This window comes from Cytobacillus sp. FSL R5-0569, from assembly GCF_038007265.1.
Lineage (GTDB): Bacteria > Bacillota > Bacilli > Bacillales > Cytobacillaceae > Cytobacillus > Cytobacillus kochii.
Window position 1 is genome coordinate 1,780,268 of record NZ_JBBOWW010000001.1, and the last position, 24,933, is coordinate 1,805,200.

Here is a 24,933-nt window from a genome sequence, read left to right on the forward strand (position 1 = left end):
CTTAATAAAGAGTGGAGGATGAAAATGACTAATTGGAATGAAATACATAGATTAGCCACCACATGGGTGAAGGAAGCTGGAGAGAGAATCAAAGCATCATTTAGTGAAGAATTAACCATTGCAACAAAATCTCATCGCAATGACCTTGTCACGGATATGGACAAAGGAACCGAGCAATTTCTTATTGGTAAAATACATGACCATTTTCCATCACATCGCATCTTAAGCGAAGAAGGTTTTGGTGATGATTTTGCGGATGTAGGTGGGATTATTTGGGTGATTGATCCCATTGATGGCACCATGAATTTTATTCACCAACAAAGAAATTTTGCCATTTCCATTGGTGTATTTCATGAGGGAGTCGGTAAAGTCGGGATGATTTATGATGTGGTACATGATGAAATGTATCATACGATTAGTGGTGAAGGTGCATACATGAATGACACGAAGCTGAAGCCATTGACTAAGGGTGAAGTAAAAGATGCAATAATTGGCATCAATGCCACTTGGGTAACGAGTAACAAGCGTATTGACCCTAGTTACCTTGCTCCATTAGTAAAGGATGCGAGAGGAACAAGATCGTATGGTTCTGCTGCGCTTGAAATGGCCTATGTTGCTTCTGGTCGCCTAGATGCTTATATAAGTTTGCGACTTGCTCCATGGGATTACGGTGGCGGTATGATTTTAATCAATGAAGTAGGAGGAAAAACGACTAATTTAAAAGGGGAAGCCTTGATGATTACACCTCAAACTTCAGTATTTGTTGCAAGGCCGGGTGTACATAAAGAAATTCTTCAGCAGTATTTAAACAGTGGAAATTGGTAATAAAAAAATGGTGCCAAGCTTGTCCAATTCAGGATAGTCGGCACCATTTTTCTTACTTGAGGTTGTGATTTAGCCTTTATAATTCTCCGTTTTCTCGCATTTTTTTCTTCAGCGTAAAGCCGTATCCCATAACAGCAACAATACCTACGATACATAGAAGAAAACCAAGAATACTTCTTTCTCCGATAGCAATACCAATTCCGCCTATACATATAGCCGCAGCAATCGCACAAGCTAATAATGGCCATTTAATATTTTTCATTTTAATCCTAACCTCCAATTTTGTACATTGGATACCATAATCGTCCACAGAACTTATTTTACACAAAAAGAAGTTAGTTTTCTACAATATATGTGATATAATGTATCAGTTATAGTATGAAGGCAGTGATTTTTAGTCAAAAATGAAAAGAAAATAAACTGATTATATATCTTCACATAGTAAGAAGGTTTACACAATCAGCTAGGAGGAAACATAGTTGAAACATAGAGATGATATACGTAATATTGCGATTATCGCCCACGTTGACCATGGTAAAACAACTTTGGTTGACCAATTATTAAAGCAGTCTGGAACATTCCGTACAAATGAGCATGTAGAAGAACGTGCAATGGATTCCAACGATATCGAGAGAGAGCGTGGAATTACAATCCTTGCTAAGAATACAGCTATCAAATATCAAGATACGCGTATTAATATACTTGACACACCAGGGCACGCTGACTTTGGTGGGGAAGTAGAACGTATTATGAAAATGGTTGATGGGGTATTGCTTGTAGTCGATGCTTATGAAGGTTGTATGCCACAAACACGATTTGTATTGAAAAAAGCATTAGAGCAAAACTTAACACCAATCGTCGTTGTCAATAAAATCGATAGAGACTTTGCTCGTCCTGAAGAAGTCATTGATGAAGTTATTGATCTATTTATTGAATTAGATGCAACGGAAGAGCAATTAGAATTCCCTGTTGTTTACGCTTCTGCTATTAATGGAACAGCTAGTCTAGATCCACAAAAACAAGATGAAGATATGAAATGCTTATATGAAGAAATCGTCAATAATATCCCAACACCAATTGATAATAGTGAAGAACCTTTACAATTCCAAGTAGCACTATTAGATTACAATGATTATGTTGGACGAATTGGGATTGGTCGTGTATTCCGCGGAACGATGAAAGTAGGCGAACAAGTTGCGTTAATGAAGCTTGATGGGTCTGTTAAACAATTCCGTGTAACAAAAATGTTTGGTTTCTTTGGCTTGAAACGCCTTGAAATTCAAGAAGCAAAAGCAGGAGATTTAATTGCTGTCTCTGGAATGGAAGATATCAATGTCGGGGAGACAGTTTGCCCAGTAGATCACCAAGACGCTCTTCCTGTATTACGAATCGATGAACCAACATTACAAATGACCTTCCAAGTGAACAATAGTCCATTTGCTGGTAAAGAAGGAAAATATATTACTGCAAGAAAGATCGAAGAACGTTTGCATGCGCAATTACAAACAGATGTCAGCTTAAGAGTTGAAGAAACGGATTCTCCTGATGCATGGACTGTATCTGGTCGAGGAGAGCTTCACTTATCTATTTTAATTGAAAATATGCGTCGTGAAGGCTTCGAACTTCAAGTATCTAAGCCAGTTGTTATTATAAAAGAAATTGATGGCGTTAAGTCTGAACCAATTGAACGCGTTCAAATTGATGTTCCTGAAGAGTATACTGGTGCCATTATGGAATCTATTGGTGCGCGTAAAGGTGAAATGCTAGATATGGTTAATAACGGGAACGGTCAAGTGAAATTAATTTTCCATGTCCCTGCTCGTGGATTAATTGGTTATACAACCGAATTCTTAACACAAACTCGTGGTTACGGAATCATTAACCATACTTTTGACAGCTATCAACCAATGATGCAAGGTCAAGTAGGTGGAAGAAGACAAGGGGTTCTAGTTTCCATGGAGAGTGGAAAAGCATCTACTTATGGTATCATGCAGGTAGAAGACCGTGGTACAATATTTGTAGAGCCAGGCACAGAGATTTACGAAGGTATGATTGTTGGTGAACATACACGTGAAAATGATCTAGCTGTTAATATTACAAAAGTCAAGCATGCAACGAATGTTCGTAGTGCAACGAAAGATCAAACGTCAACAATTAAAAAGCCTAGAATTATGACGCTTGAAGAAGCACTAGAATATTTAAATGATGATGAGCTTTGTGAAGTTACACCTGAATCGATTCGTCTTCGTAAAAAAATTCTAGATAAAAACGAACGAGAAAAAGCAGCTAAAAAGAAAAAATACGCTGAAGCTTAAGCAAACATAGTCACTCGAAAAAGAGGAGGTAATTCATATTGCCTCCTTCCTTAATACATACTAAGGAGGATTTGGAGCATGATTGAAGATCGCCTTTCCTTTTTTGCAGCACTATATAAAGTTCATGAGAATTCAGATCTTGGGATGTGGTTGTTGTATCTCACCATTGTTGCGCTCTGTATTATTGTCTTTAAATTAGGATTTGCTAAAAAGCTCCCTTTACTAAAATCAATAATTATATATGCGTTCTTATTTATGGGATGTACAATGCTAACTTTCTTAGGGGTATTTTTACCAATTGCAGAAGGACTTGTCGTTGCTGCTGTCATATTAATTATATATAAAATCCGTCTTCATCAAGAAAAGAAACAACAAAGAGCCAGCGCGGAATAATGAAGAGTGGGGGAGATTTTAATTGAACGTGCATGATACCATTTATAATTGGCTTACCATTAAAGTTGTGACTGATGCCAGACCAGAGGATGAAGCAGCAACCGAAACAGAAGAAATGTTTTTACAAATGTTGAAAAATGATCATGGAATTAACGAAATCCAATATGAAAAAGCTGATCTATTCTATCATGTCTCTTATAGGGATAATGAAGATAGTAAATCCACAAAATATCCGATTGAATTAATAGAAGTGATGTTAAAACAAATATTAGCAGAACCTGAAAAATACAAAAACTTCCCCACGATATAAAAAAACGTCACCCGATTGTGACGTTTTTTTATATTGTAGTAGTACAAAGGAAAATAGTGCGCCTTTAAAGATTTGACGATGGGGCGAAGATTCAATCGCCTCAGAACTGAGAAAGAATAGGAGTGATAGGCTAGAATCTTGATTAGACGTGAGGAAAAAGGGTACATTATTATTTGTTCAAAACGGCTCTACCGGATTGAAGAGTATTTCGTTCATGAACATATTTTGAAGATAATTTCTTAAACCACCTTGGACAATGATAGTGCATTTTGTACAATTAATATCTTATGTACAGCTCTCTACTTTATCGATAAAATAAAGGTACTAAACAGTGCGCCTGCAAAAGTTAGTGAATGAAAGCTTTATTTTATATCGAAAAGGTAATTGTCGAGTTTGTCCCTTTTGTTTGGAATTGATAGTATGCTTCAGAAATTTTTCCATTGATTGAGCTAGACAATTTCATGGAACTTGTTATGGTTTGGCGTTTAGTGGTGAGTGGGTTATTGAAGGGATTGGAGAAAGCTTAGGGGAGGAAATAGATGATTCGAAATGAAGGCGATATTTTACAGTTAATTAGAGATGATAAAGAAATGATGGCCATATTAAAAGCCGCTAAACAACTTCATTTACCTGATTGGTGGATTTGTGCTGGTTTTGTTCGATCAAAAGTATGGGATACCCTCCATCATTTTCAAGAAAAGACGCCATTGCCTGATGTTGATGTAATCTATTATGATGATCAGCAATTGAGTGAAACCATTGAAAAATACTATGAAGAAAAATTACATAAAATACTACCGCATATTCCTTGGTCAGTTAAGAATGAAGCTAGAATGCATTCTGTTAATGGCCTGCTGCCTTATCAATCCTCAGAGGACGCTATTGCGAAATTTCCGGAGACGGCCACCGCTATTGGCGTAAAGTTAGATAACGAAAATCAATTAGTCATAACGGCACCATGGGGCATAGAAGACCTTATTCATTTTCGTATTAAGCCAACTCCTTTTTTTGCAGCTTCGAGGAAGAGAATGCAATTATATCAAAGCAGGATTATTTCAAAAGGTTGGAAAAAAAGATGGCATTTTGTTAACTAATATGAAATCCCTCCGTTTCATCACTAACGGAGGGATTTTAAATTACCATTCTTCTTCTTCTTGCTTACTTCTATACAATTTAAAGTTGCCTGTAGCTGCTCTTTCATTCGTCTTCGTAGTTATTCTGTCATTGCATTCAACACACATATATGTGTGAATAGGTCGGTTTCTTAACCGTTTTGCTTCATAAGATTCATTATCAATTGATTCAATTTTATCACAAATAACGCATTGTACTTTCATTTATATACATCCTTTTCTAATAAACAAGCATTTTCCTTATTATAAACTAGCTGTTTTTGAAATGAAAGGATGCTGTTGTGAATTACTTATGATAATTCGATTGTTCTTCTTGATGTTTATTTAATTTTTTTGATTCTGTTTCATTAAGCTGTTCTTTTGATTCTTCCGTTTCCTCTGATTTATTCGGTTCAATGATATCACCAGGTACTTCTGGCATCATTCGACCAGAAATATCAGCTAACTCATTTAAAATCCCTTTTATCGGATGACCATTTTCCACATCCTCTTTTACTTCCTTAAGTCGGGCATATAAATCAGGATCGGCAATAATTACAGCGTTCGCACCGTAGGGGTCATGCTTTAAGCTTTCAGCAACTGCATATTTTATTGAGCCAACCTCAGACCGCTCAACATCTTCATCAATATCAATACCTACGATGCAATAGTCACCTAATACGACAGCAGTTGCATCGTTCACACGACGATTATCAGAAGCTAATGTGGCTAAGTGCTTAGAAGTCTCTTGTCCAGTCAATACTTCTTGTTCAGATATGGTACTATTTTTTACATTAACTGTATGAGGTGTACCTTTCTCATTTTGTGAAGATTGTGCGTTATTTTGTGCACCACACCCCGTTAAGTTGAGTACGATAAATAATGATAGTAGAACGTGAAAGTACTTCATTATACTACCTCCATCAAGATTAAACTTTAATAAAAGTAAATGTTTACAACTAGTGTGCGAAAGTTCTTCTATCTTTATGCGATAAATCATATATTTTAGCAAAGTTAGATTTGTCCATGTTGATATTTGAAAATGTTGAAACTAACAAGCAATGAACTATTTATGCACTAATGTATTTCTAATGGCGGGAGGCATCGGGTTGAGTAAAATATACGTGTTAGATACAAATGTCTTATTGCAGGATCCAAATTCCATTTATTCTTTTGAGGATAATGAAGTCGTTATTCCAGCTGTAGTGTTAGAAGAGGTAGATTCGAAAAAAAGGTATATGGATGAAATTGGGAGGAATGCAAGGCAAGTATCAAGAATGATTGACAGTATGAGGCAGTCCGGGAAATTGCATGAGCAAATCCTTCTTGAAAATGGAGGAAGCTTACGCATTGAACTAAACCATCGTTCTTTTCACCAGCTCCAAGAAATTTTTGTTGAAAAAACGAATGATAATCGGATTTTGGCTGTCGCTAAGAACCTCTCATTAGAAGAAGAGACAAAAGAAGGTGGTAGACCAGTTATTCTTGTGAGTAAAGATGCACTTGTAAGAGTAAAGGCAGATGCTATTGGTTTACTAAGCGAAGATTTTTTAAGCGATCGTGTGATTGAAAATGAACATATATATACAGGTTTTCTTGAAGTATATCTCCATTTAGATATGGTGAATGAATTTTACAGTCAAGGAGAATTATCACTAAATAAAGTAGGGAACCATTCATTCTATCCTAATCAATTTGTCATTCTAAAAGATGCGCTTGGTTCATCAGCTTCTGCACTTGGCATTGTTGATCAAACGAAAGGGAAGTTGAAAAAACTTATTTTTGATTATGATCATATTTGGGGAATTAAACCAAGAAATGTACAACAAACGATGGCATTAGAACTGCTTTTACGCAGGGACTTGCCTCTTGTGACTTTAATTGGTAAAGCAGGAACTGGAAAGACGTTACTCGCGCTAGCTGCAGGCCTAATGCAGACTGAGGATTTAGGAGATTTCAAAAAGTTACTTGTCGCTAGACCAATTGTCCCAGTTGGTAAAGATTTAGGGTTCTTGCCAGGAGAAAAAGAAGAGAAATTACGGCCATGGATGCAACCGATTCATGATAATCTTGAATACTTATTTAATGTTAAGAAGCCGGGGGAATTAGATGCCATTTTGGCAGGAATGGGTTCAATTGAGGTTGAGGCTCTTTCTTATATAAGAGGGAGAAGTATACCTGACCAGTTTATTATTATAGACGAGGCACAAAATTTAACAAAGCATGAAGTAAAAACGATTTTAACAAGAGTTGGCGAGGGTAGTAAGATTGTCTTAATGGGGGATCCTGAACAAATTGACCATCCATATTTAGATGCCTATAATAATGGTCTTACTTACGTTGTAGAAAAGTTTAAAGATCAGAAGATTGCCGGCCATTCCAAATTGATTAAAGGGGAAAGGTCAGGGCTAGCTCAACTCGCTGCTGATATCTTATAAGGAAACTCTTAAATAACTCTATATAAAAAAGACTGAACGAGCATAGTTGCTCTCGATTCAGTCTTTTTTTTTATATAATATGGAAATCTTGTACGTTTTTAATTGGCTGAAGGCGATTGCTTCCATCTTTATAATAAATATGCACTGGACCATCTTCTTTCAAAGGTTTACCCTTTAAAGAAAAGGCGAGAATGAGGCTTTCTGCCTCTGTCATAGGGATACTGACTGTTTCATTCTCACAATGTACTTCTATTGTCCTCGATCCACTATTTGGCTCGGCATTTGTAAGAAAAGGCAAGAAGGGAATCCCAAAAGTACCGGTTAAGACACGAACTTTTTCAAATTTCTTCTCCGTTTTAAGTGTTGGTGGGTAAACTGCACCTTCCATTATTTCACGATCCCAATGTTTAGAGGCTGCTTTCGTATATTCCTCCTTTTCATTCGGTAATTCTTCTTGATTCTCAAAATATGTATCAAGGTCAATTTTTCGATCATCAAAAATCCATACACTTGGATCGAGTGTAATTGTATATTTGACGTTGCCTGTAATATGGATGATATCCTTCATTTGTCATACCCCCTGCTTGTGTCACTAATATCTAATGTTCCTTATAAAGTATAACGCTTTTAACTGCAAATGTCATTTCAACTCGAATGGAATGTTACTAAATGTATTAAACTATAAGGAAATATTGAAGGAGAGTAGGGGTGTTATGGGTTGTCAGACTGATCAAGAATTGTTAGGAATAATTGAACGAGTAAAACCGCTTGTTGCTAAAGGTAAAGTAGCAGATTATATCCCGGCTTTGAAGGCTGCTGATCAGTCAAATGTTTCAGCAGCTGTCTTTCATATTACTCGAGGCAGTGATGTTTGTGTTTCAGCTGGAGATATTGAACAAAAGTTCACATTACAAAGTATTTCAAAAGTGCTTGTTCTAGCACTAGCATTAATTGATCAAGGATACACAAATGTGTTTCAAAAAGTAGGTATGGAACCAACTGGGGATCCTTATAATTCAATGATTAAGCTTGAGACGAGCTCACACTCTAAACCTCTGAACCCAATGATCAATGCAGGAGCATTGGCGGTTACAAGCATGGTAAATGGTAATTCTCCCGATGAGAAATGGCGCCGTATTCTCCACTTTGTCCAATGCTTATTAGGTGGTAAAGCCATCGGTTACAATAAAGAGGTAGCAGATTCGGAATATAAGACAACGGACTTAAATCGTTCATTATGTTATTTTATGAAACAACATGGAGTGATTGATGGAGATGTAGATGAGTTAATTGATATTTATACGAAACAATGCGCGATTGAAATGAATTGTTTAGATTTGTCAAGAATTGCAGCTGTATTTGCCAATAATGGTCGTGATCCGCAAACAGGAAACATATTAATTGAGGAGGAAGTTGCAAGAATATGCAAAACATTCATGGTAACTTGTGGTATGTATAATGCTTCAGGTGAGTTTGCAATTAAAGTGGGAATTCCTGCGAAAAGTGGTGTATCGGGTGGTATAATGGCAGTTGTGCCAGGGAAGTTAGGTATAGGCATTTTCTCTCCTGCCCTAGATGAGAGAGGGAATAGTATTGCCGGTGCAGAAATTTTGAAGATTATGGCAGAGGAATATCATTTTAGTATTTTTTAATCAGCGGATATCCCCTGATTATCCTTGCTTTTTTTTTCACTTAAGTTTAAAATTTATAGATAGGATAATCGCTCGGAAACGGGGGGATTGAAAGTTGGCTTCTGAAATGGTTATTGATCATAAAGAAAGAGCTAATGCTCTATTACAAGCAGATGCTGAAAAAATATTAAAATTAATCAAAGTCCAAATGGATAATTTGACTATGCCTCAATGTCCATTATACGAAGAAGTACTTGATACGCAGATGTTTGGCTTATCTCGTGAAATTGATTTTGCTGTGAGACTTGGATTAATTGCTGATAAAGATGGAAAAGAAATTCTTGATAAACTTGAGAGAGAATTATCCATTCTACATGAAGCATCGGTAAAAAAATAAAACATATTAAAAACTCAAGCTAAGGATATTAGCTTGAGTTTTTTTATTTATTAGAACTTGGTTAAGGGGAGAGAAGAGAAGAGTAGAGAAAAAACAAGAAGAAATAATATGTTATGCTGCTTTAAAATTAATAGCCAATATTATGCTAATCTATACAATTGATTCTATGAATTAAGCATATATAGTAGACAAATAAATAATTATGATGTATAAATATATTAATTAGTATGTCACATTAAATGAAATAATACAGAACAATGATGTAATCATTTAACGGGTTACGTTTTAATTACATTCCTTTTTATCTTTATTTTGGCAGGAAAATCAATGCTATAGTAGAATAAATATACTACTTAAGAGAATAAAGGAAGAGGCATATGTTTAAAAAAATTCTAAAATCTTATGATTATTCATTGATCGTTGTATTAGGTCTGTTATGTATTTTTGGACTGGTTATGGTCTATAGTTCAAGCATGGTGACTGCTGTCCAACATAATGGAGTTGCTAGTGACTACTTTTATGATAAACAAAGAACACATTTAATTCTCGGTACGATTGCGTTTATTGTTGCTGCTCTATTCCCATATAAAGCATATAAAAGTAACAAGTTTCTCATTCCAATCGTCTTCTTTTCATTTTTTGGATTGTTACTTGTATCGATTATCGGGAACGCGGTTAATAACGCACAAAGCTGGATTGATTTAGGTACCCGTTCTATTCAACCATCGGAGTTTGTAAAGGTTATTGTTATTGTTTATTTGTCTGCCGTTTATGCAAAGAAACAATCGTATATTAATGAATTTAATAAGGGCGTTGTACCACCGCTTGTTTATTTGATTCTCGTTTGTGGCCTGATTGCGATGGAACCAGATTATGGAACGGCAGGAATTATCTTTTTAATTGGTCTAGCGATTATTTTATCTTCTGGTATGAATATGAAAAACCTATTAAAGTTAGCTGGTATTGGTGCTATTTTTTTAGTTCCAATGATGCTTATTTTAAGAGATAAAATCTTTACAGATACTAGGCTAGCAAGATTCGATTTCCTCCATCCGTTTGAAGCTGAAGGGGGATATCAATTGTCCAACGCATTTATCGCCCTTGGTAATGGTGGATTAAGTGGTTTAGGATTAGGACAAAGTATTCAAAAAATGGGCTACTTACCAGAAGCTCATACAGATTTTATTATGGCTGTTATCGTTGAAGAACTGGGTGTTTTTGGTGTGATGTTTGTGCTTTTTGCTTTAGGTTTTATCGTACTGAAAGGCATATTTGTCGCACTCAAGTGTAAAGATGCATTTGGAAGTTTATTGGCTATAGGTGTTTCTAGTATGATTGGCATTCAAGCATTTATTAACCTTGGCGGTATATCAGGAGTCATTCCTTTAACTGGGGTACCTTTACCATTTATAAGCTATGGTGGATCATCTTTATTAGTACTTATGGTTTCAATGGGCATTTTAGTGAATGTATCAATGTTTGTAAACTATGAAAAGAAATATAAAGATAAAGAAGAACAAGATGTAACGACTGACAAACCAGTAAATACAACAGCAAGTATGGGTGGTCGTTTTACATATAATAGACGATAAAAATATACGGGGTGTTATTATGGGTCAAAAGATTAGTAAGGTATTAGTCGCCAATCGAGGAGAAATTGCCATTCGCGTTTTTCGTGCCTGTACGGAATTAAATATCCGTACAGTTGCGATCTATTCAAAGGAAGACTCAGGGTCGTATCATAGATACAAAGCAGATGAAGCATACCTTGTTGGTGAAGGTAAGAAGCCGATTGATGCTTACCTCGATATCGAGGGTATCCTTAAAATCGCAAAAGATAGCGGAGTTGATGCGATTCATCCTGGTTATGGCTTTTTATCAGAAAATATTCAGTTTGCTAGAAGATGCGAAGAAGAAGGTATTAAGTTTATTGGGCCTGAATCTAAACATTTGAATATGTTTGGAGATAAAGTAAAGGCGCGGTCACAAGCTCAAAGTGCGAATATTCCAGTTATTCCTGGTTCTGATGGTCCGGTGCAAGCTGTTGAGGAAGTAGAACAATTCGGAAGAGATTACGGCTACCCAATTATTATTAAAGCCTCACTTGGTGGTGGCGGTCGTGGAATGAGGATAGTTAACAGTGGCGAGGAAGTGAGAGAAGCATATAATCGCGCGAAATCTGAAGCAAAAGCGGCATTCGGAAATGATGAAGTGTATGTCGAGAAATTCGTACAAAATCCGAAACATATAGAAGTGCAAATTATTGGGGACCAACATGGCAATATTATTCACCTGTTTGAACGGGATTGTTCTGTACAAAGACGTCACCAAAAAGTTGTCGAAGTCGCACCATGTGTATCGTTAGATGAGGAATTAAGAGGACGTATTTGCGAGGCAGCCGTACAATTAATGAAGAACGTCGATTATATTAATGCAGGAACAGTTGAGTTCCTTGTTTCAGGAGAAGAGTTTTATTTCATTGAAGTAAATCCTCGTGTCCAAGTTGAACATACAATCACTGAAATGATAACTGGTATTGATATCGTTCAAACACAAATTTTAGTTGCTGAAGGATATGAATTACACAGTCAAAAAATTGGTATACCTGATCAAGCAGATATCAAAACAATGGGATATGCGATTCAATCTCGTGTAACGACAGAAGATCCTTTGAACAATTTTATGCCTGATACAGGAAGACTAATGGCTTATCGTAGTGGTGGAGGGTTTGGTGTTCGTCAAGATGCAGGTAATGCTTACCAAGGTGCAGTAATCACACCCCATTATGATTCTTTATTGGTGAAACTTTCAACTCATGCAATTACCTTTGAACAAGCTGCATCAAAAATGGTTAGAAATTTACAAGAATTTAGAATCAGAGGGATAAAAACCAATATTCCGTTTTTAGAGAATGTTGTTAAACATAAAAACTTTTTGACAGGTGAATATGATACATCATTTATTGATCGTACTCCGGAACTGTTTATTTTCCCAAAAAGAAAAGACCGGGGAACAAAAATGCTGTCATACATCGGTAATGTAACTGTTAATGGTTTCCCTGGAATCGAAAAGCAGAAGAAGCCAGCATTTGATCAACCAAGAATGCCTAAAATTATTTTACCTAATGAGTATCAGTCTGGTACAAAGCAAGTACTTGAAGAACGTGGTGCAGAAGGGCTTGTGTCATGGATTAAGGAACAAAAGAATGTTCTATTAACAGATACGACGTTTAGAGATGCTCATCAATCCTTACTAGCGACAAGAGTCCGAACGAAGGATTTACAAAATATTGCTGAACCGACGGCCAAACTACTTCCGCAAATGTTTTCTTCAGAGATGTGGGGCGGTGCGACTTTTGATGTGGCTTATCGCTTTTTGAAAGAAGATCCTTGGGAAAGATTATTAACATTACGTCAGAAGATGCCAAATATTCTCTTACAAATGTTGTTAAGAGCATCTAATGCCGTTGGTTATAAAAACTATGCGGACAATGTTATTCAAGAGTTTGTAGAAAAGTCAGCACATGCAGGTATCGATGTCTTCCGAATTTTCGATAGTTTAAACTGGGTAAAAGGTATGGAGGTAGCAATAGATGCTGTTAGACAGACAGGCAAAATTGCTGAGGCAGCCATTTGTTATACAGGTGATATTTCTGATAAAACAAGAAAGAAATATGATCTAGCGTATTATAAAGAGTTGGCAAAAGAACTCGAGAATCAAGGTGCCCATATTTTAGGGATTAAGGATATGGCTGGATTATTGAAGCCGCAATCAGCTTTTGAGCTCATCTCAGAATTGAAAGAAACTGTAGATATTCCTATTCATTTGCATACGCATGATACTAGTGGCAATGGAATTTTCACTTATGCAAAAGCAATCGAGGCGGGCGTTGATATTGTTGATGTTGCCTTAAGTACAATGGCTGGATTAACATCACAACCTAGTGCAAATACATTATATTATGCGTTAGAAGGGTCAGAAAGACAACCTGAGATGAGTGTGGATGCATTAGAACAGCTTTCTTATTATTGGGAAGATGTACGTAAATATTATCAAGAATTTGAAAGTGGTATGAAAGCACCTCATACGGAAATTTATCAACATGAAATGCCTGGAGGGCAATATAGTAACCTACAACAACAGGCAAAAGCAGTTGGTCTAGGAGAGAAATGGGATGATGTAAAAGGGATGTATTCCCGCGTCAATCAAATGTTTGGTGATATTGTCAAAGTTACACCATCATCAAAAGTTGTAGGAGATATGGCTCTATACATGGTACAAAATCAATTAGATGAAGAAGCGGTCATTCAAAAAGGTGCTTCACTAGACTTCCCTGATTCTGTTGTCGAGCTGTTTGAAGGTTATTTAGGGCAACCGTATCAAGGATTCCCTAAAGATCTACAAAAGGCGATATTGAAAAATAGAGAAGCCATCACTGTTAGACCTGGGGAGCTGCTAGAACATGTTGATTTTGATGAAATAAAAGCGATTTTATATAAAGATTTAGGTAGAGAAGTGACAAGCTTTGATGCAATTGCCTATGCACTTTATCCTAAGGTGTTCATGGACTACCACAAAACATATACGCAATTTGGTGATGTTTCTGTTCTTGATACACCTACATTCTTATACGGTATGAACTTAGGTGAAGAAATTGAAGTGGAAATTGAAAAAGGAAAAACGCTTATTGTTAAATTAGTGTCAATTGGTCAAGCGCGGGCAGATGGAACGAGAGTGATTTATTTCGAACTAAATGGACAACCTCGTGAAGTGGTGATAAAAGATGAAAGTATTAAATCTTCCGTTGCAACGAAAGTAAAGGCAGATCCTCACAATGAAACACATATTGCTGCGACAATGCCTGGAACAGTTATTAAGGCAGTAGTAAACAAAGGTGACGTCGTTAATCAAGGTGACCACTTGATGATTACTGAGGCGATGAAAATGGAAACAACTGTACAAGCTCCATTTACAGGTACGGTAAAAGAAATTTATGCAGCTGATGGTGAATCGATTGCTACTGGTGATCTTTTAATTGAATTAGCGCGATCATAATAAAAAAAACTTTTCCTCTTAAATAGAGGAAAAGTTTTTTTGCTTACTTTAATCAAAAGAAAATTTATGATAATGGAACGTTTTTGTCTTTTTTATTGTCCGTTTTCTTTGATTGAGTCAATTCATTTGCTTTGCTTCGTGTTGTGAGAAGGATAAAGTAGCTTAACACCCCAAACAAGCAAGAAATAAAAAATGCATGGGCGAGCGCAATGTATAAGTTTAATTGGGTAATTACAACTAGTGCACCAGCGATGACTTGCAAACTGACTAAAATAAACGAGATAATCCAGCCGATATAAATAACTGGCTGATGCTTATAATGTTTCAGTGCCAGTATCATGATATAGGTAATCCAAATAAATATGAAACCAGCTGCTGCACGATGTCCCATCTGAATCCATTCATACATATTTAGGGGAAGACCGATGGCGTCATTCCTACAGAATGGCCAATCGATACAAACGAGACTAGCATTTACATGTCGTACGAGCGCACCTGTATAAACAACGATATAACTGTAGAGTGTAACCCCGATAATGTGGCGCTTCATTCGTTGATCGAGAACAAGTTTTTCTGCTTGGAACTTCTTATCCACTTCGAAAATTAACAAAGTAAGTAATAGAACAGCGGCAAATGATATTAATGAAATACCGAAATGGAGTGCCATCACAAAATCAGATTGTCCCCACATGACTGCAGCTGCACCGATGAGTGCTTGCAATACTAGAAAGATGACAGATGAAATGGCTAGAAATTTAGTTTCTCTTACATGACCAATCTTTTTCCATGACCAAATGGCTAAAATTAGAACCATAAATCCGACAGAACCTGAAACAAGTCTATGAGCGAGCTCAATAATTAATTCGGGTGAAATATTGCTTGGGATAAATTCACCGTGACATAATGGCCATGATGCCCCGCAGCCGTCTCCCGAATCTGTCTTTGTAACTAATGCCCCGCCTAATAGAATGAGTAGCATGCCTATTGTTGTTAGGACAGCGAACCATTTTAATGATCGTTGCAAATCTTTCACCTTCTTCTGAATGTATAGGTATGTATGAGCGCTATGGCTATAAGAATATAGGTTTACGCGGCGCGTGATTATACTTATAAATACCATTTAAATGCTGATATTAGTCATATTGTATAACCAAAAAATTGTGTTCATTATGTTTATTTACTTCATTTTATTCGGATAAGTTATGATTGAAGTAAATGTGAAAAAAATACGTCTATGTATACTCACTTTTTTGATACTACAGGATTCATCAAAATATTACAATACTTATAAAAATTCTTCCGTATTCATCCTTATTTCCCTTGAAAACATAAGTTTTGTCTGCTAGAAATATAGTTGTCATGTAAATATTTCTAAAAAGCATAAGTTGTGTTATTACCTTAATTTATCATTTAATGAAAAAATTATTAACTTAATTATCTCAGAAAAGTGATGAATATATAATGGAAAACAAACTTCTGACACAAATTAGTCATAATTAATTCTAGAAAATTTCACAAAATAACTAAAAAATGTGATTTAATATACAGTGAATGCATCACACTTGTTTTGTGTGGAATTGTAAATGATTTGGAATTAATTATTTTTACTGCTTTGGTGAATTTAATGACAAATATGGTAATGTAAACTAATTTGCTTTATAGTGGAGTTAGTGCTTAACTTTTAATCTGTCATTAAATGCTTTCCAGTATCACATACTAAAAGGGAAATAGGATGAAAACGTAAAATTAGCTTGAAATCTGTCTGAGATTTTTTTAATAATCTGGATATTATGTTTACTCATAAATACATAGCAAACACAATGAGATTACTTACATATTTAAAAAAGTGAACATAATAGTAAGGAAGACAAGCTTTTTAAGAAAGTTGTTTTCTAAGATAGGAATACCTTTTCCAAAGTTTGTAACAATATGATTAGAAGTATGTGTTGGGCTTTACTTAATTTTACTGGTGGGTAGCTCATTTTTCATTTGTTGGGAGATTCTCTCTTGTTGAGAGATTTATCCATATTAAGTTTTAGCACTCAAAGAAATTTTCACGAAAGAGGGGTATGAATAAGCTATGAAAAGGCTTGCAAAAGGGCGTCTGCTATTTATGTTAGCTGTAACGACGTTATTTCTAGCCGGCTGTGGTGAGCCATTTATATCGGCACTACAACCAGCGGGTGAAGTTGCGCAAACACAATATGACCTTATGCTATTGAGTACATTCATTATGGTTGGTGTCATTATTGTCGTGACAGTCATTTTCCTTATCGTACTGTTTAAGTTTCGTCGTAAAGACGATAAGATTCCTAAACAAGTTGAAGGAAGTCACAAATTAGAGATTATCTGGACTGTTATACCAATTTTATTACTTCTAGTTTTAGCTGTACCGACTGTTGCAGCTACGTTTGACTTAGCTGATGTTTCTCCTATGGAAGATAAGAATGAAGAGGGGAAAACGGATGTAACGGTGGTAAATGTTAAAGCGAATCTTTATTGGTGGGAGTTCGAATATCCGAATCAAGGTATTGTAACTAGCCAGGAGCTAGTAGTTCCTACTGACGAAAAAGTATATTTCAATCTACTATCAACAGATGTGAAACATTCATTCTGGATTCCAGCTGCTGGTGGTAAGCTTGATACCAATACTGAAAATACGAATAAGTTTTGGTTAGAATTTGATAGTAAAAAAGCTGATGAAGTAGGTAATATTTTTTATGGGAAATGTGCTGAGCTTTGCGGACCATCACATGCATTAATGGACTTTAAAGTAAAAGCTATTTCAAAAGATGATTTTGATGCTTGGGCTGAAGACTTGGCTTCTATGGAAGAAGCAGCTCAACCTGAAACTGCGTCTGCAGAACAAGGGCAAGAAATCTTTAATCAAAGCTGTATTGGGTGTCATGCAGTTACACCTACAGGAGCAAATGCTGTTGGTCCTAACTTGACAACTTTTGGTGACCGTACGCATATAGCTGGATACTTAGAGCATACAGAAGAGAATCTGAAAGCTTGGATAAAAGATCCAGAAGAATTTAAGCCTGGAAATAAAATGACAGGTCAGTATGGTGACCTTTCAGATGAAGAAATCGATGCATTAACAGATTACTTAATGGGCCTTAAAGTTGAGGATTGATAAGGCGATTTGCGTTTAAGAAGGAGGTAAAATTGTGAGTACCTATGCTCAGAAAAAAGGTGTTGGCGCCGTTTTATGGGATTACTTAACAACTGTTGACCATAAAAAAATCGCCATCCTTTATCTAATTGCTGGTGGATTTTTCTTCCTAGTCGGTGGACTAGAGGCAATGTTTATCCGTATCCAGCTAGCCGTACCAGGCAATGATTTTGTAAGTGCTGGAGTATACAATGAAATACTCACTATGCACGGTACAACAATGATTTTCTTGGCAGCGATGCCGTTGATATTCGCATTTATGAATGCGGTTATGCCACTACAAATTGGGGCACGTGATGTTGCATTCCCTTTCCTTAACTCTTTAGGGTTCTGGTTGTTTTTCTTTGGTGGTGTATTTCTAAACCTTTCATGGTTTTTAGGAGGAGCTCCTGATGCTGGTTGGACTTCTTATGCGTCCCTTTCACTTGCGTCAGAAGGTCACGGGATAGATTTTTACGTACTAGGATTACAAATCTCAGGTGCGGGTACATTAATAGGGGGAATTAACTTCCTTGTAACGATTATTAATATGCGTGCACCAGGAATGACTTATATGCGTATGCCATTATTTACATGGACAACGTTTGTGACGTCAGCATTAATACTATTTGCATTCCCTCCATTAACTGTGGCACTTTTCTTAATGCTTTTTGATCGTTTATTTGGAGGAAATTTCTTTAACCCAGATATGGGTGGTAACACAATTATTTGGGAGCATTTATTCTGGATCTTTGGACACCCAGAAGTTTATATCTTAGTATTACCAGCTTTTGGTATCTTTTCGGAAATCTTTGCGATTTTCTCAAGAAAAAGATTGTTTGGTTATTCATCAATGGTGTTCGCTACTGTGTTAATCGGGTTTTTAGGTTTCATGGTATGGGCTCACCATATGTTTACAACTGGATTAGGTCCGATCGCTAATGCCATTTTCTCTGTGGCGACAATGGCAATCGCTGTTCCGACGGGGATTAAAATATTTAACTGGCTCTTTACAATGTGGGGCGGTAGCATTAAATTTACAACCCCAATGTTGTATGCTATTGCGTTTATACCAACCTTTACAATGGGTGGAGTAACAGGTGTTATGCTTGCGTCAGCTGCACAGGATTATCAGTACCATGATAGTTACTTTGTTGTTGCTCACTTCCATTATGTTATCGTTGGTGGAGTTGTCTTCGCATTACTTGGCGGTTTACATCTATATTGGCCGAAGATGTTTGGCACAATGTTGAATGAAGCCCTTGGTAAAGTAACATTCTGGTTATTTTTAATTGGGTTCCATTTAACCTTCTTTATTCAACATTTCTTAGGTTTAATGGGGATGCCGCGTCGTATTTTTACGTTTAACAGTGGTCAAGGATTTGATATGGCAAACATGGTAAGTACTGTTGGTGCCTTCTTTATGGCGGTAGCAACAATCGTATTATTAATTAATGTGGTTATGACCATTGCGAAGAATAAAAAAGTTGGTGGCGATCCATGGGGTGACGGACGTACACTTGAATGGGCAATACCATCACCACCACCGTTTTATAACTTTAAACAGCTTCCGCTTGTACGTGGGTTAGATGCTTACTGGATTGAGAAAATGGAAGGTAATAAAGAGATGACTCCTGCTGAGCCAATAGGTGACATCCATATGCCTAACAATTCATTTGTTCCATTTGTTATTTCAGTAGGATTGTTTATCGCGGCATTTGGTGCAATGTACCATAATGAACATTCATGGGGCATCCCAGTACTTATTATCGGCATGTTGGTTGTCTTTGGTTCTATGTTCTTTAGATCAGTGAAAGATGACCACGGATATCATATTCATAAAGAGGAATTAATGGATGATGATAAAGGGGGTAAGGCATAATGAAGGCAGATGAAAAATTCACATATGAAACATGGCCTGCAGCGCCTGAAAAGCAAACCCTCGACGGAAAGAATAAATTTTTAGGTTTCTGGCTATTTCTTGGTGGTGAAACTGTTTTATTTGCGACTTTATTTGCGACTTATTTAGCATTAAAGGATCGTGTACCAAACAGTGACCATTATTTAGCAAAAGACCTTTTTGAAATACCATTAGTGTTTGTTATGACAATGTTGTTATTAACAAGCTCACTAACAAGTGTTTATGCAATGTACCATATGAAGAATTTCAACTTCAAAAAAATGCAGTTATGGTTAGGCATTACCGTATTACTCGGTTTAGCTTTCCTTGGTTTAGAAGTTTATGAATTCAACCATTATGTACATGAATACCATCATACATTTACAAGTTCAGCATTTGGTACAGCTTTCTACACACTTGTAGGCTTCCATGGTGGTCACGTTGCATTTGGTCTTGCATGGATCATTACATTAATGGTACGTAATGCAAAACGTGGATTAGACCTTTATACAGCACCAAAGTTTTATGTTGCAAGTTTATACTGGCACTTTATTGATGTTGTATGGGTGTTTATCTTTACGGTTGTATATTTAATGGGAATGGTGGGATAACTGATGGCAAATGAAGAATTAAACTCAGGTAACCCAAAAGTTGACATTGAATATCGTCGCAGAAAAAGCGCAGAGGAAATGAGATATCAGGTTGTTTCATTTGCAATGATGATCTTTTTAACATTTGTGGCTTTCATTGCTGTTGGCTATGATATTTCCGGATGGTTTACCATTCCGTTTATCTTAGTACTAGCAATCGTTCAAGTAGGCTTCCAACTATATTATTTCATGCATATGAGCCATAAAGGACATGAAGCTCCTGCATTGTTCCTGTATTCAGGTGTCTTTGTAGCTTTCATTACTCTGCTGGCATTCATGACAATTATTTGGTGGTAAAATGAAAAACGGCTGATAAATTTCAGTCGTTTTTTTTGTGGGTTAAAAATGGTTAAAATAGATTGCTAATTAATTCATGTAATAGATGAATAACAAAATTGAGCTACAATTCTTAAAAATTTATGACAGTTACAACAATCAAGGTAAGATGTTGACACCGATTCCATAAAGTGGGTTGCCACGGTCTTTAAGACAAGCGTATAATAGACATTGATATCAGAAACAATAATGATGGCCTGTAGTATTACATAAAATGAGGTGACGTAAGAATGCCACTTAGTATTTTTGGATTTAGAGCATTATGGAGTCCGTATTTTCTTCTAGCATTGGTCTTGTTGTTAATTTTGTATTTTTTAGTGACCGTTAAGTTTCGCCACCGTTTTGCAAATAGTGAACCATTACATAAGAAAGAAGCGCTATTCTTTTCAAGTGCAATCTTAGTCTTATATCTGATTAAGGGATCTCCGCTTGATCTAATGGGACATTTGATGTTTTATGCACATATGATTCAAATGGGTGTACTCTATTTAGTTGTGCCAATCTTGTTTATTTACGGAATTCCTAAATGGATGTGGCGTTCCTTTATTGCCTTACCAATCATAAAACCATTGTTTCGCTTTTTTACAAAACCATTAATTGCTTTAATCTTTTTTAATGGCTTATTTTCTTTTTACCATATCCCATTGATTTTTGATGTAATTAAAGTAGATATGACTTTGCATACAGTTTATACAATCATCTTATTTCTCTTTGCTATATGTATGTGGTGGCCACTTATCACGCCGTTACCTGAGCAGCAAAGAATAAGTGGGCTAAAAAAAGTCGGTTATATTTTTGCAGATGGTATTCTATTAACACCTGCTTGTGCACTGATCATATTTGCAGACGCACCGATGTATGCAACGTATTCTGATCCACATGCATGGGGACAAGCATTAGCTCTCTGTGTTCCTACAGGAACCCTCGCAGGATTAAATTTAAGTGGGCCAGAAATGTTTAATAGTATGTCTCTACTGCATGATCAGCAGTTAGGCGGCGTTATTATGAAAATTATACAGGAAATTGTTTATGGATATGTTTTGGCTCTTGTATTTTTTGAATGGTATCGCAAAGAACAGTCAGAGGAGAAAGAAGCTGAAAATCAGCTCATGAACCCAAGAACAGTGGAATAAATCTCGAGCCTACCTAGCTACTAAGGTAGGCTCCATTTTTGAACAATTAAAGAACTTTTACGAAAACCATTCAATCATGATTGAAAAAGAAGGAATACTTTTATAAAATGAGCATAGCTTCTTCATGTAATTATATGAAGAATAAAGTACATATAGGAAGTTTGATAAGAGAAAGGAAGTTACTATGGAGCATTCATTGCCTGTCTTACCAACAATCAGTACAACCTTTATCGTGTTAAGTGCCATTATGGTGGCAATTGGTTGGGTTCAAATTAGTAAGAGAAAAATTGACGCACATAAAAAATCGATGACATTAGCTGGCATTTTTGCCATCATATTCTTTATTATTTATGCTAGTCGAACAATCTTTATCGGAAATACATCATTTGGTGGCCCTGATGATATAAAAATTTATTATACCCTTTTTCTTGTCTTTCATATTACATTGGCCACATCAGGAGCGGTACTTGGAATCATTAACTTGTATACGGGATATAAGAATAAGTTAAAGCTTCATAGAAAGATCGGTCCCTTTACAAGTATTATTTGGTTTGCTACTGCCATTACGGGGGTAGCCGTTTATTTACTACTATATGTTTTTTATCATGGCGGAGAAACAACATCATTAATCAAAGCGATATTCGGATTCTAAAAAGTCCAAAGTCATGTAAGTCCGAGCTTATTCGAGTGCTAGTATCATTCGAATAGGTTCGGACTTTTTTTGCTTGCTTGTATTTCCATGTCAATACTTGACACAGTAATACATAAAACTGTAAATGAAGAAAGAATAAATGAGAATAAAGTAAGTAAGACCATCAAATAGTAAGAAACAGGAAGTTTTTAGGTTACTGTCTAAAGAGTACTTTTTGTAAACATAGCAGAACAAAATGAGATCAAACTGCATTAACTATAATATCCTTTACTTAATAAGGTTGAATTCAGAAATGAATGGATGATGCAATTGGAAAAGCGAGATGTGGAAAAACAAAAAGTACGCAAATTTATCATTTCATCCATTGTAGAATCCAATATACGCTATCTTCAAATGGATGGTGCAGAGGAAAAGGTAAGGTTAATTAGAAGAAGTAGTGAAGATATTATTACGCGATTAGATGATCAGGTGATAATTGAAGTAAGATTAAGTATTAGACCTTATAAAGAAGTATTAACAGATTTGATGATTTTACAAAAACAAATTATTGAAGATATTCGATTATTGACTGGACTTCGCGTTGGTAAGGTGGTTTTGAAAATAGAGCATTGCTCTATCGATTCGATAGAAAAAACGTGAAGATTTGTTCTTCACGTTTTTTTTGCTTACTTAAGTATTTGTTCTAAATCATTATTAATGTCTGTTAGGATCTTTTCAGATTGCTTAACAAGTGATTGTGGAAAGTGTTCGCCATCCCCATATTCTACTCCATGAGGATAATAATGTTTGCCTAATAAAGGAGTAAGTAATTGAATCGTCGCCTTTCTAGCGCCAACGTCCCCTTCGACTGCATGTCCAAATACACGAAGATAGTAGATTCCTTCTTTTAATTCAAATTTTCGATCGTATGTAACTCTTTCATAATCCCACTGTCCTGCACGTACTAACTGATAAGAATCCATTAGGTCATCTAGTCGCTTTAGTTCAACTTGCTTGTTTTCTAAACCCGTATTTTCAAGCTTCATAATAATCAATCCCTCCTGAAAAAAACAATTGGTAAACAGAACCAATATTGAATCATCTCAAATTTAATAATAGTTGAAAAATGGACAAGTTGCAATCTTTTTCAAATGGATCATTATATTCACCTAACACTAGTATTCCCAACATCCTTCATATATGTATAATGAAAAAATTAGTGAAAAGAATGATACATATAGAGGTTAATGATATAAAGTTCATTTCCATGTATAATAAGATGTATAAACCTTTAAATCGAGATTTTTAAACAATTTAAATTAGCTTCTTTATTGAAGCGTACCTTATAGTTGTTGTAAAGGTTTTCTTAATTCATAAACAACTTGCTATTATCCATTTCTATGTGATGATATACTATATTTAAACATATGTTATAAAAAATACTTTTTCGTGTATTGGAAAGATTGGAAGTTATGTGATTCTTAACGATACTCATGTTTATGACATGGATATAATAGAAGTGTCCGGGTTTAAAAGAAGTCATGGGAGGTGCAAGTTCTCTGAAGAGTGTATTACGCGTATTTGTACTGATATTGGCTCTTACCGTTATATGGTTATACTTAGATTTTAGTAGTGAAGATCAACTGCTGTTGAGTGATGAGGGTACAGAAGTTGCTCAAGATGAGACGATAGGTAATCAACAGGATGAAGAGTCAATGGTTGCTGAGATGCCTGAAGAAGGGTTGCTTACTTTAATGGGGTCAAAAGCTTCGGATATAAAGAAAGAGTTTGGTGAACCGGAACGGATTGATCCTACACTTCAAGGCTATGAATGGTGGATTTATCCGAATGGCAACCATGAATATATACAAGTCGGTATATGGGAAGGGAAAGTTATTTCCATATTTGCCACAGGTGAAGAAGTGGATGTTACCCCTTTTAAAATAGGACAACCATCAGGAGAAATTTATTCTTCGTTATATGCAGAAACAAATATAGAAATTGAATTCGAAGGTAGTGTTTATCGCTTTGAGTTATCAGAAGCGGACATGAATATGAGACCAATTATTAGAATTGGCGATTATTATGCATTACTTTATTTAGATAAATTTACAGGTACGCTTTCTAGTGTACGTTTTCTAAATGATGAGTCTTTCGTGATGTTAAGGCCTTATGAATTAGTTTATAGGGGCGAGTTATTTGTCGTAAATGATATAGAAGAAGAGGAAGAAGCCGCTATCAATCGAGGAATGGAGCAGCAGATTATTGATATTACAAACGTAATGAGAGAAAGATATAATGTGAATGAGCTTAGCTTAGATGAGCAGACCCAAGAAGTAGCATATAACCACAGTGTGGATATGTATGAAAGTGAAGCCTTTTCGCATACGTCGGATGAATATGGTGAACTGTCAGATCGCCTAAAAGCGGGCGAGGTTGCTTATCTATCTGCTGGTGAAAATATCGCTGCTAATTATGTAGATGCACCTTCAGTAATGGAGGGATGGTTAAATAGTAGTGCGCATCGTGAAACTTTATTGAACGAACAATTTACTCACATTGGTGTAGGTGTTCATAAGAAGCACTTCACACAAAACTTTATTGAAAAATGGGAACAAGAATAAAGACGTGGCATACTCATTGTATGATG

24 protein-coding genes are annotated in these 24,933 nt (G+C 36.0%); 18 read left to right on the forward strand and 6 right to left on the reverse strand.

Annotated features, from left to right (window positions below):
* The first annotated feature begins 24 nt into the window (after positions 1–24).
* A complete protein-coding gene (locus tag MKX78_RS09340; protein ID WP_307314641.1) occupies positions 25–825 on the forward strand; it encodes an inositol monophosphatase family protein in 801 nt (266 codons plus the stop codon).
* Positions 826–901: 76 nt separating this feature from the next.
* Here MKX78_RS09340 and MKX78_RS09345 read toward each other — a convergent pair whose 3' ends face one another.
* Positions 902–1,087 carry a YlaF family protein gene (locus tag MKX78_RS09345; protein ID WP_095369668.1) on the reverse strand — a complete coding sequence of 62 codons (186 nt, stop codon included), beginning with the start codon at positions 1,085–1,087 and terminating at the stop codon, positions 902–904.
* Positions 1,088–1,304: 217 nt separating this feature from the next.
* On the opposite strand from MKX78_RS09345, the gene typA reads away from it, so the two are divergent.
* The 4 genes from typA (at position 1,305) to MKX78_RS09365 (ending at position 4,937) form a co-directional block, all read left to right on the forward strand.
* Positions 1,305–3,140 carry a translational GTPase TypA gene (gene typA, locus MKX78_RS09350; RefSeq protein WP_095369667.1) on the forward strand — a complete coding sequence of 612 codons (1,836 nt, stop codon included), beginning with the start codon at positions 1,305–1,307 and terminating at the stop codon, positions 3,138–3,140.
* Positions 3,141–3,218: 78 nt separating this feature from the next.
* A complete protein-coding gene (locus MKX78_RS09355; protein WP_095369666.1) occupies positions 3,219–3,533 on the forward strand; it encodes a YlaH-like family protein in 315 nt (104 codons plus the stop codon).
* A 28-nt stretch (positions 3,534–3,561) separates the two neighbouring features.
* Positions 3,562–3,843, forward strand: coding sequence for a hypothetical protein (locus MKX78_RS09360; protein ID WP_307314810.1), 282 nt, complete (start codon positions 3,562–3,564; stop codon positions 3,841–3,843).
* 539 nt (positions 3,844–4,382) lie between these two features.
* A complete protein-coding gene (locus MKX78_RS09365; RefSeq protein ID WP_095369664.1) occupies positions 4,383–4,937 on the forward strand; it encodes a nucleotidyltransferase family protein in 555 nt (184 codons plus the stop codon).
* Between the two features lie 42 nt (positions 4,938–4,979).
* Here MKX78_RS09365 and MKX78_RS09370 read toward each other — a convergent pair whose 3' ends face one another.
* Complete coding sequence (locus MKX78_RS09370; RefSeq protein WP_095369663.1) at positions 4,980–5,180, reverse strand: YlaI family protein; 201 nt, start codon at positions 5,178–5,180, stop codon at positions 4,980–4,982.
* 82 nt (positions 5,181–5,262) lie between these two features.
* A complete protein-coding gene (locus MKX78_RS09375; protein WP_095369662.1) occupies positions 5,263–5,865 on the reverse strand; it encodes a YhcN/YlaJ family sporulation lipoprotein in 603 nt (200 codons plus the stop codon).
* Between the two features lie 181 nt (positions 5,866–6,046).
* On the opposite strand from MKX78_RS09375, the gene MKX78_RS09380 reads away from it, so the two are divergent.
* A complete protein-coding gene (locus tag MKX78_RS09380) occupies positions 6,047–7,393 on the forward strand; it encodes a PhoH family protein (protein ID WP_380043141.1) in 1,347 nt (448 codons plus the stop codon).
* Between the two features lie 70 nt (positions 7,394–7,463).
* On the opposite strand, the gene MKX78_RS09385 is transcribed toward MKX78_RS09380, so the two are convergent.
* Entirely contained in the window at positions 7,464–7,961 is a 498-nt protein-coding gene (locus MKX78_RS09385; protein WP_095369660.1) for a hypothetical protein, read from the reverse strand.
* 145 nt (positions 7,962–8,106) lie between these two features.
* Between MKX78_RS09385 and glsA the strand changes: the two genes are divergently transcribed.
* From glsA to pyc, 4 genes are all read left to right on the forward strand, one after another.
* Positions 8,107–9,045 carry a glutaminase A gene (gene glsA, locus MKX78_RS09390; RefSeq protein WP_095369659.1) on the forward strand — a complete coding sequence of 313 codons (939 nt, stop codon included), beginning with the start codon at positions 8,107–8,109 and terminating at the stop codon, positions 9,043–9,045.
* A 94-nt stretch (positions 9,046–9,139) separates the two neighbouring features.
* Positions 9,140–9,421 (forward strand): YlaN family protein, encoded by a 282-nt coding sequence (locus MKX78_RS09395; protein WP_095369658.1) that lies wholly within the window; start codon positions 9,140–9,142, stop codon positions 9,419–9,421.
* A gap of 377 nt (positions 9,422–9,798) precedes the next feature.
* Positions 9,799–11,013 (forward strand): FtsW/RodA/SpoVE family cell cycle protein, encoded by a 1,215-nt coding sequence (locus tag MKX78_RS09400; RefSeq protein ID WP_095369657.1) that lies wholly within the window; start codon positions 9,799–9,801, stop codon positions 11,011–11,013.
* Positions 11,014–11,032: 19 nt separating this feature from the next.
* A complete protein-coding gene (gene pyc / locus MKX78_RS09405) occupies positions 11,033–14,476 on the forward strand; it encodes a pyruvate carboxylase (protein WP_307314628.1) in 3,444 nt (1,147 codons plus the stop codon).
* 64 nt (positions 14,477–14,540) lie between these two features.
* Here pyc and MKX78_RS09410 read toward each other — a convergent pair whose 3' ends face one another.
* The gene (locus tag MKX78_RS09410) at positions 14,541–15,500 is read right to left on the reverse strand and encodes a COX15/CtaA family protein (RefSeq protein ID WP_095369655.1); all 960 of its coding nucleotides are present in this window, start codon (positions 15,498–15,500) and stop codon (positions 14,541–14,543) included.
* A 1,056-nt stretch (positions 15,501–16,556) separates the two neighbouring features.
* Here MKX78_RS09410 and coxB point away from each other — a divergent pair.
* The 7 genes from coxB to MKX78_RS09445 all read left to right on the forward strand — a co-directional run bounded on the left by coxB (position 16,557) and on the right by MKX78_RS09445 (position 22,943).
* Positions 16,557–17,615 (forward strand): cytochrome c oxidase subunit II, encoded by a 1,059-nt coding sequence (gene coxB / locus MKX78_RS09415; protein WP_095369654.1) that lies wholly within the window; start codon positions 16,557–16,559, stop codon positions 17,613–17,615.
* A 34-nt stretch (positions 17,616–17,649) separates the two neighbouring features.
* Positions 17,650–19,515 (forward strand): cytochrome c oxidase subunit I, encoded by a 1,866-nt coding sequence (gene ctaD, locus MKX78_RS09420; protein WP_095369653.1) that lies wholly within the window; start codon positions 17,650–17,652, stop codon positions 19,513–19,515.
* On the forward strand, positions 19,515–20,144 hold the full coding sequence (locus MKX78_RS09425) for a cytochrome (ubi)quinol oxidase subunit III (RefSeq protein WP_095369652.1): 630 nt from the start codon (positions 19,515–19,517) through the stop codon (positions 20,142–20,144). The genes ctaD and MKX78_RS09425 overlap by 1 nt, the downstream gene beginning before the upstream one ends.
* 3 nt (positions 20,145–20,147) lie before the next feature.
* Entirely contained in the window at positions 20,148–20,480 is a 333-nt protein-coding gene (gene ctaF / locus MKX78_RS09430; protein ID WP_095369651.1) for a cytochrome c oxidase subunit IVB, read from the forward strand.
* A gap of 269 nt (positions 20,481–20,749) precedes the next feature.
* Positions 20,750–21,652: a cytochrome c oxidase assembly factor CtaG gene (gene ctaG / locus MKX78_RS09435; RefSeq protein WP_095369650.1), complete on the forward strand. Its 903-nt coding sequence runs from the start codon at positions 20,750–20,752 to the stop codon at positions 21,650–21,652.
* A gap of 184 nt (positions 21,653–21,836) precedes the next feature.
* On the forward strand, positions 21,837–22,304 hold the full coding sequence (locus tag MKX78_RS09440) for a DUF420 domain-containing protein (protein ID WP_095369649.1): 468 nt from the start codon (positions 21,837–21,839) through the stop codon (positions 22,302–22,304).
* A 309-nt stretch (positions 22,305–22,613) separates the two neighbouring features.
* Positions 22,614–22,943 (forward strand): hypothetical protein, encoded by a 330-nt coding sequence (locus MKX78_RS09445; protein WP_095369648.1) that lies wholly within the window; start codon positions 22,614–22,616, stop codon positions 22,941–22,943.
* Positions 22,944–22,969: 26 nt separating this feature from the next.
* On the opposite strand, the gene MKX78_RS09450 is transcribed toward MKX78_RS09445, so the two are convergent.
* On the reverse strand, positions 22,970–23,329 hold the full coding sequence (locus MKX78_RS09450; protein WP_095369647.1) for a YugN family protein: 360 nt from the start codon (positions 23,327–23,329) through the stop codon (positions 22,970–22,972).
* A gap of 495 nt (positions 23,330–23,824) precedes the next feature.
* Here MKX78_RS09450 and MKX78_RS09455 point away from each other — a divergent pair, with 495 nt between their 5' ends.
* Positions 23,825–24,907: a CAP domain-containing protein gene (locus MKX78_RS09455; protein ID WP_307314618.1), complete on the forward strand. Its 1,083-nt coding sequence runs from the start codon at positions 23,825–23,827 to the stop codon at positions 24,905–24,907.
* Positions 24,908–24,933: the final 26 nt, after the last annotated feature.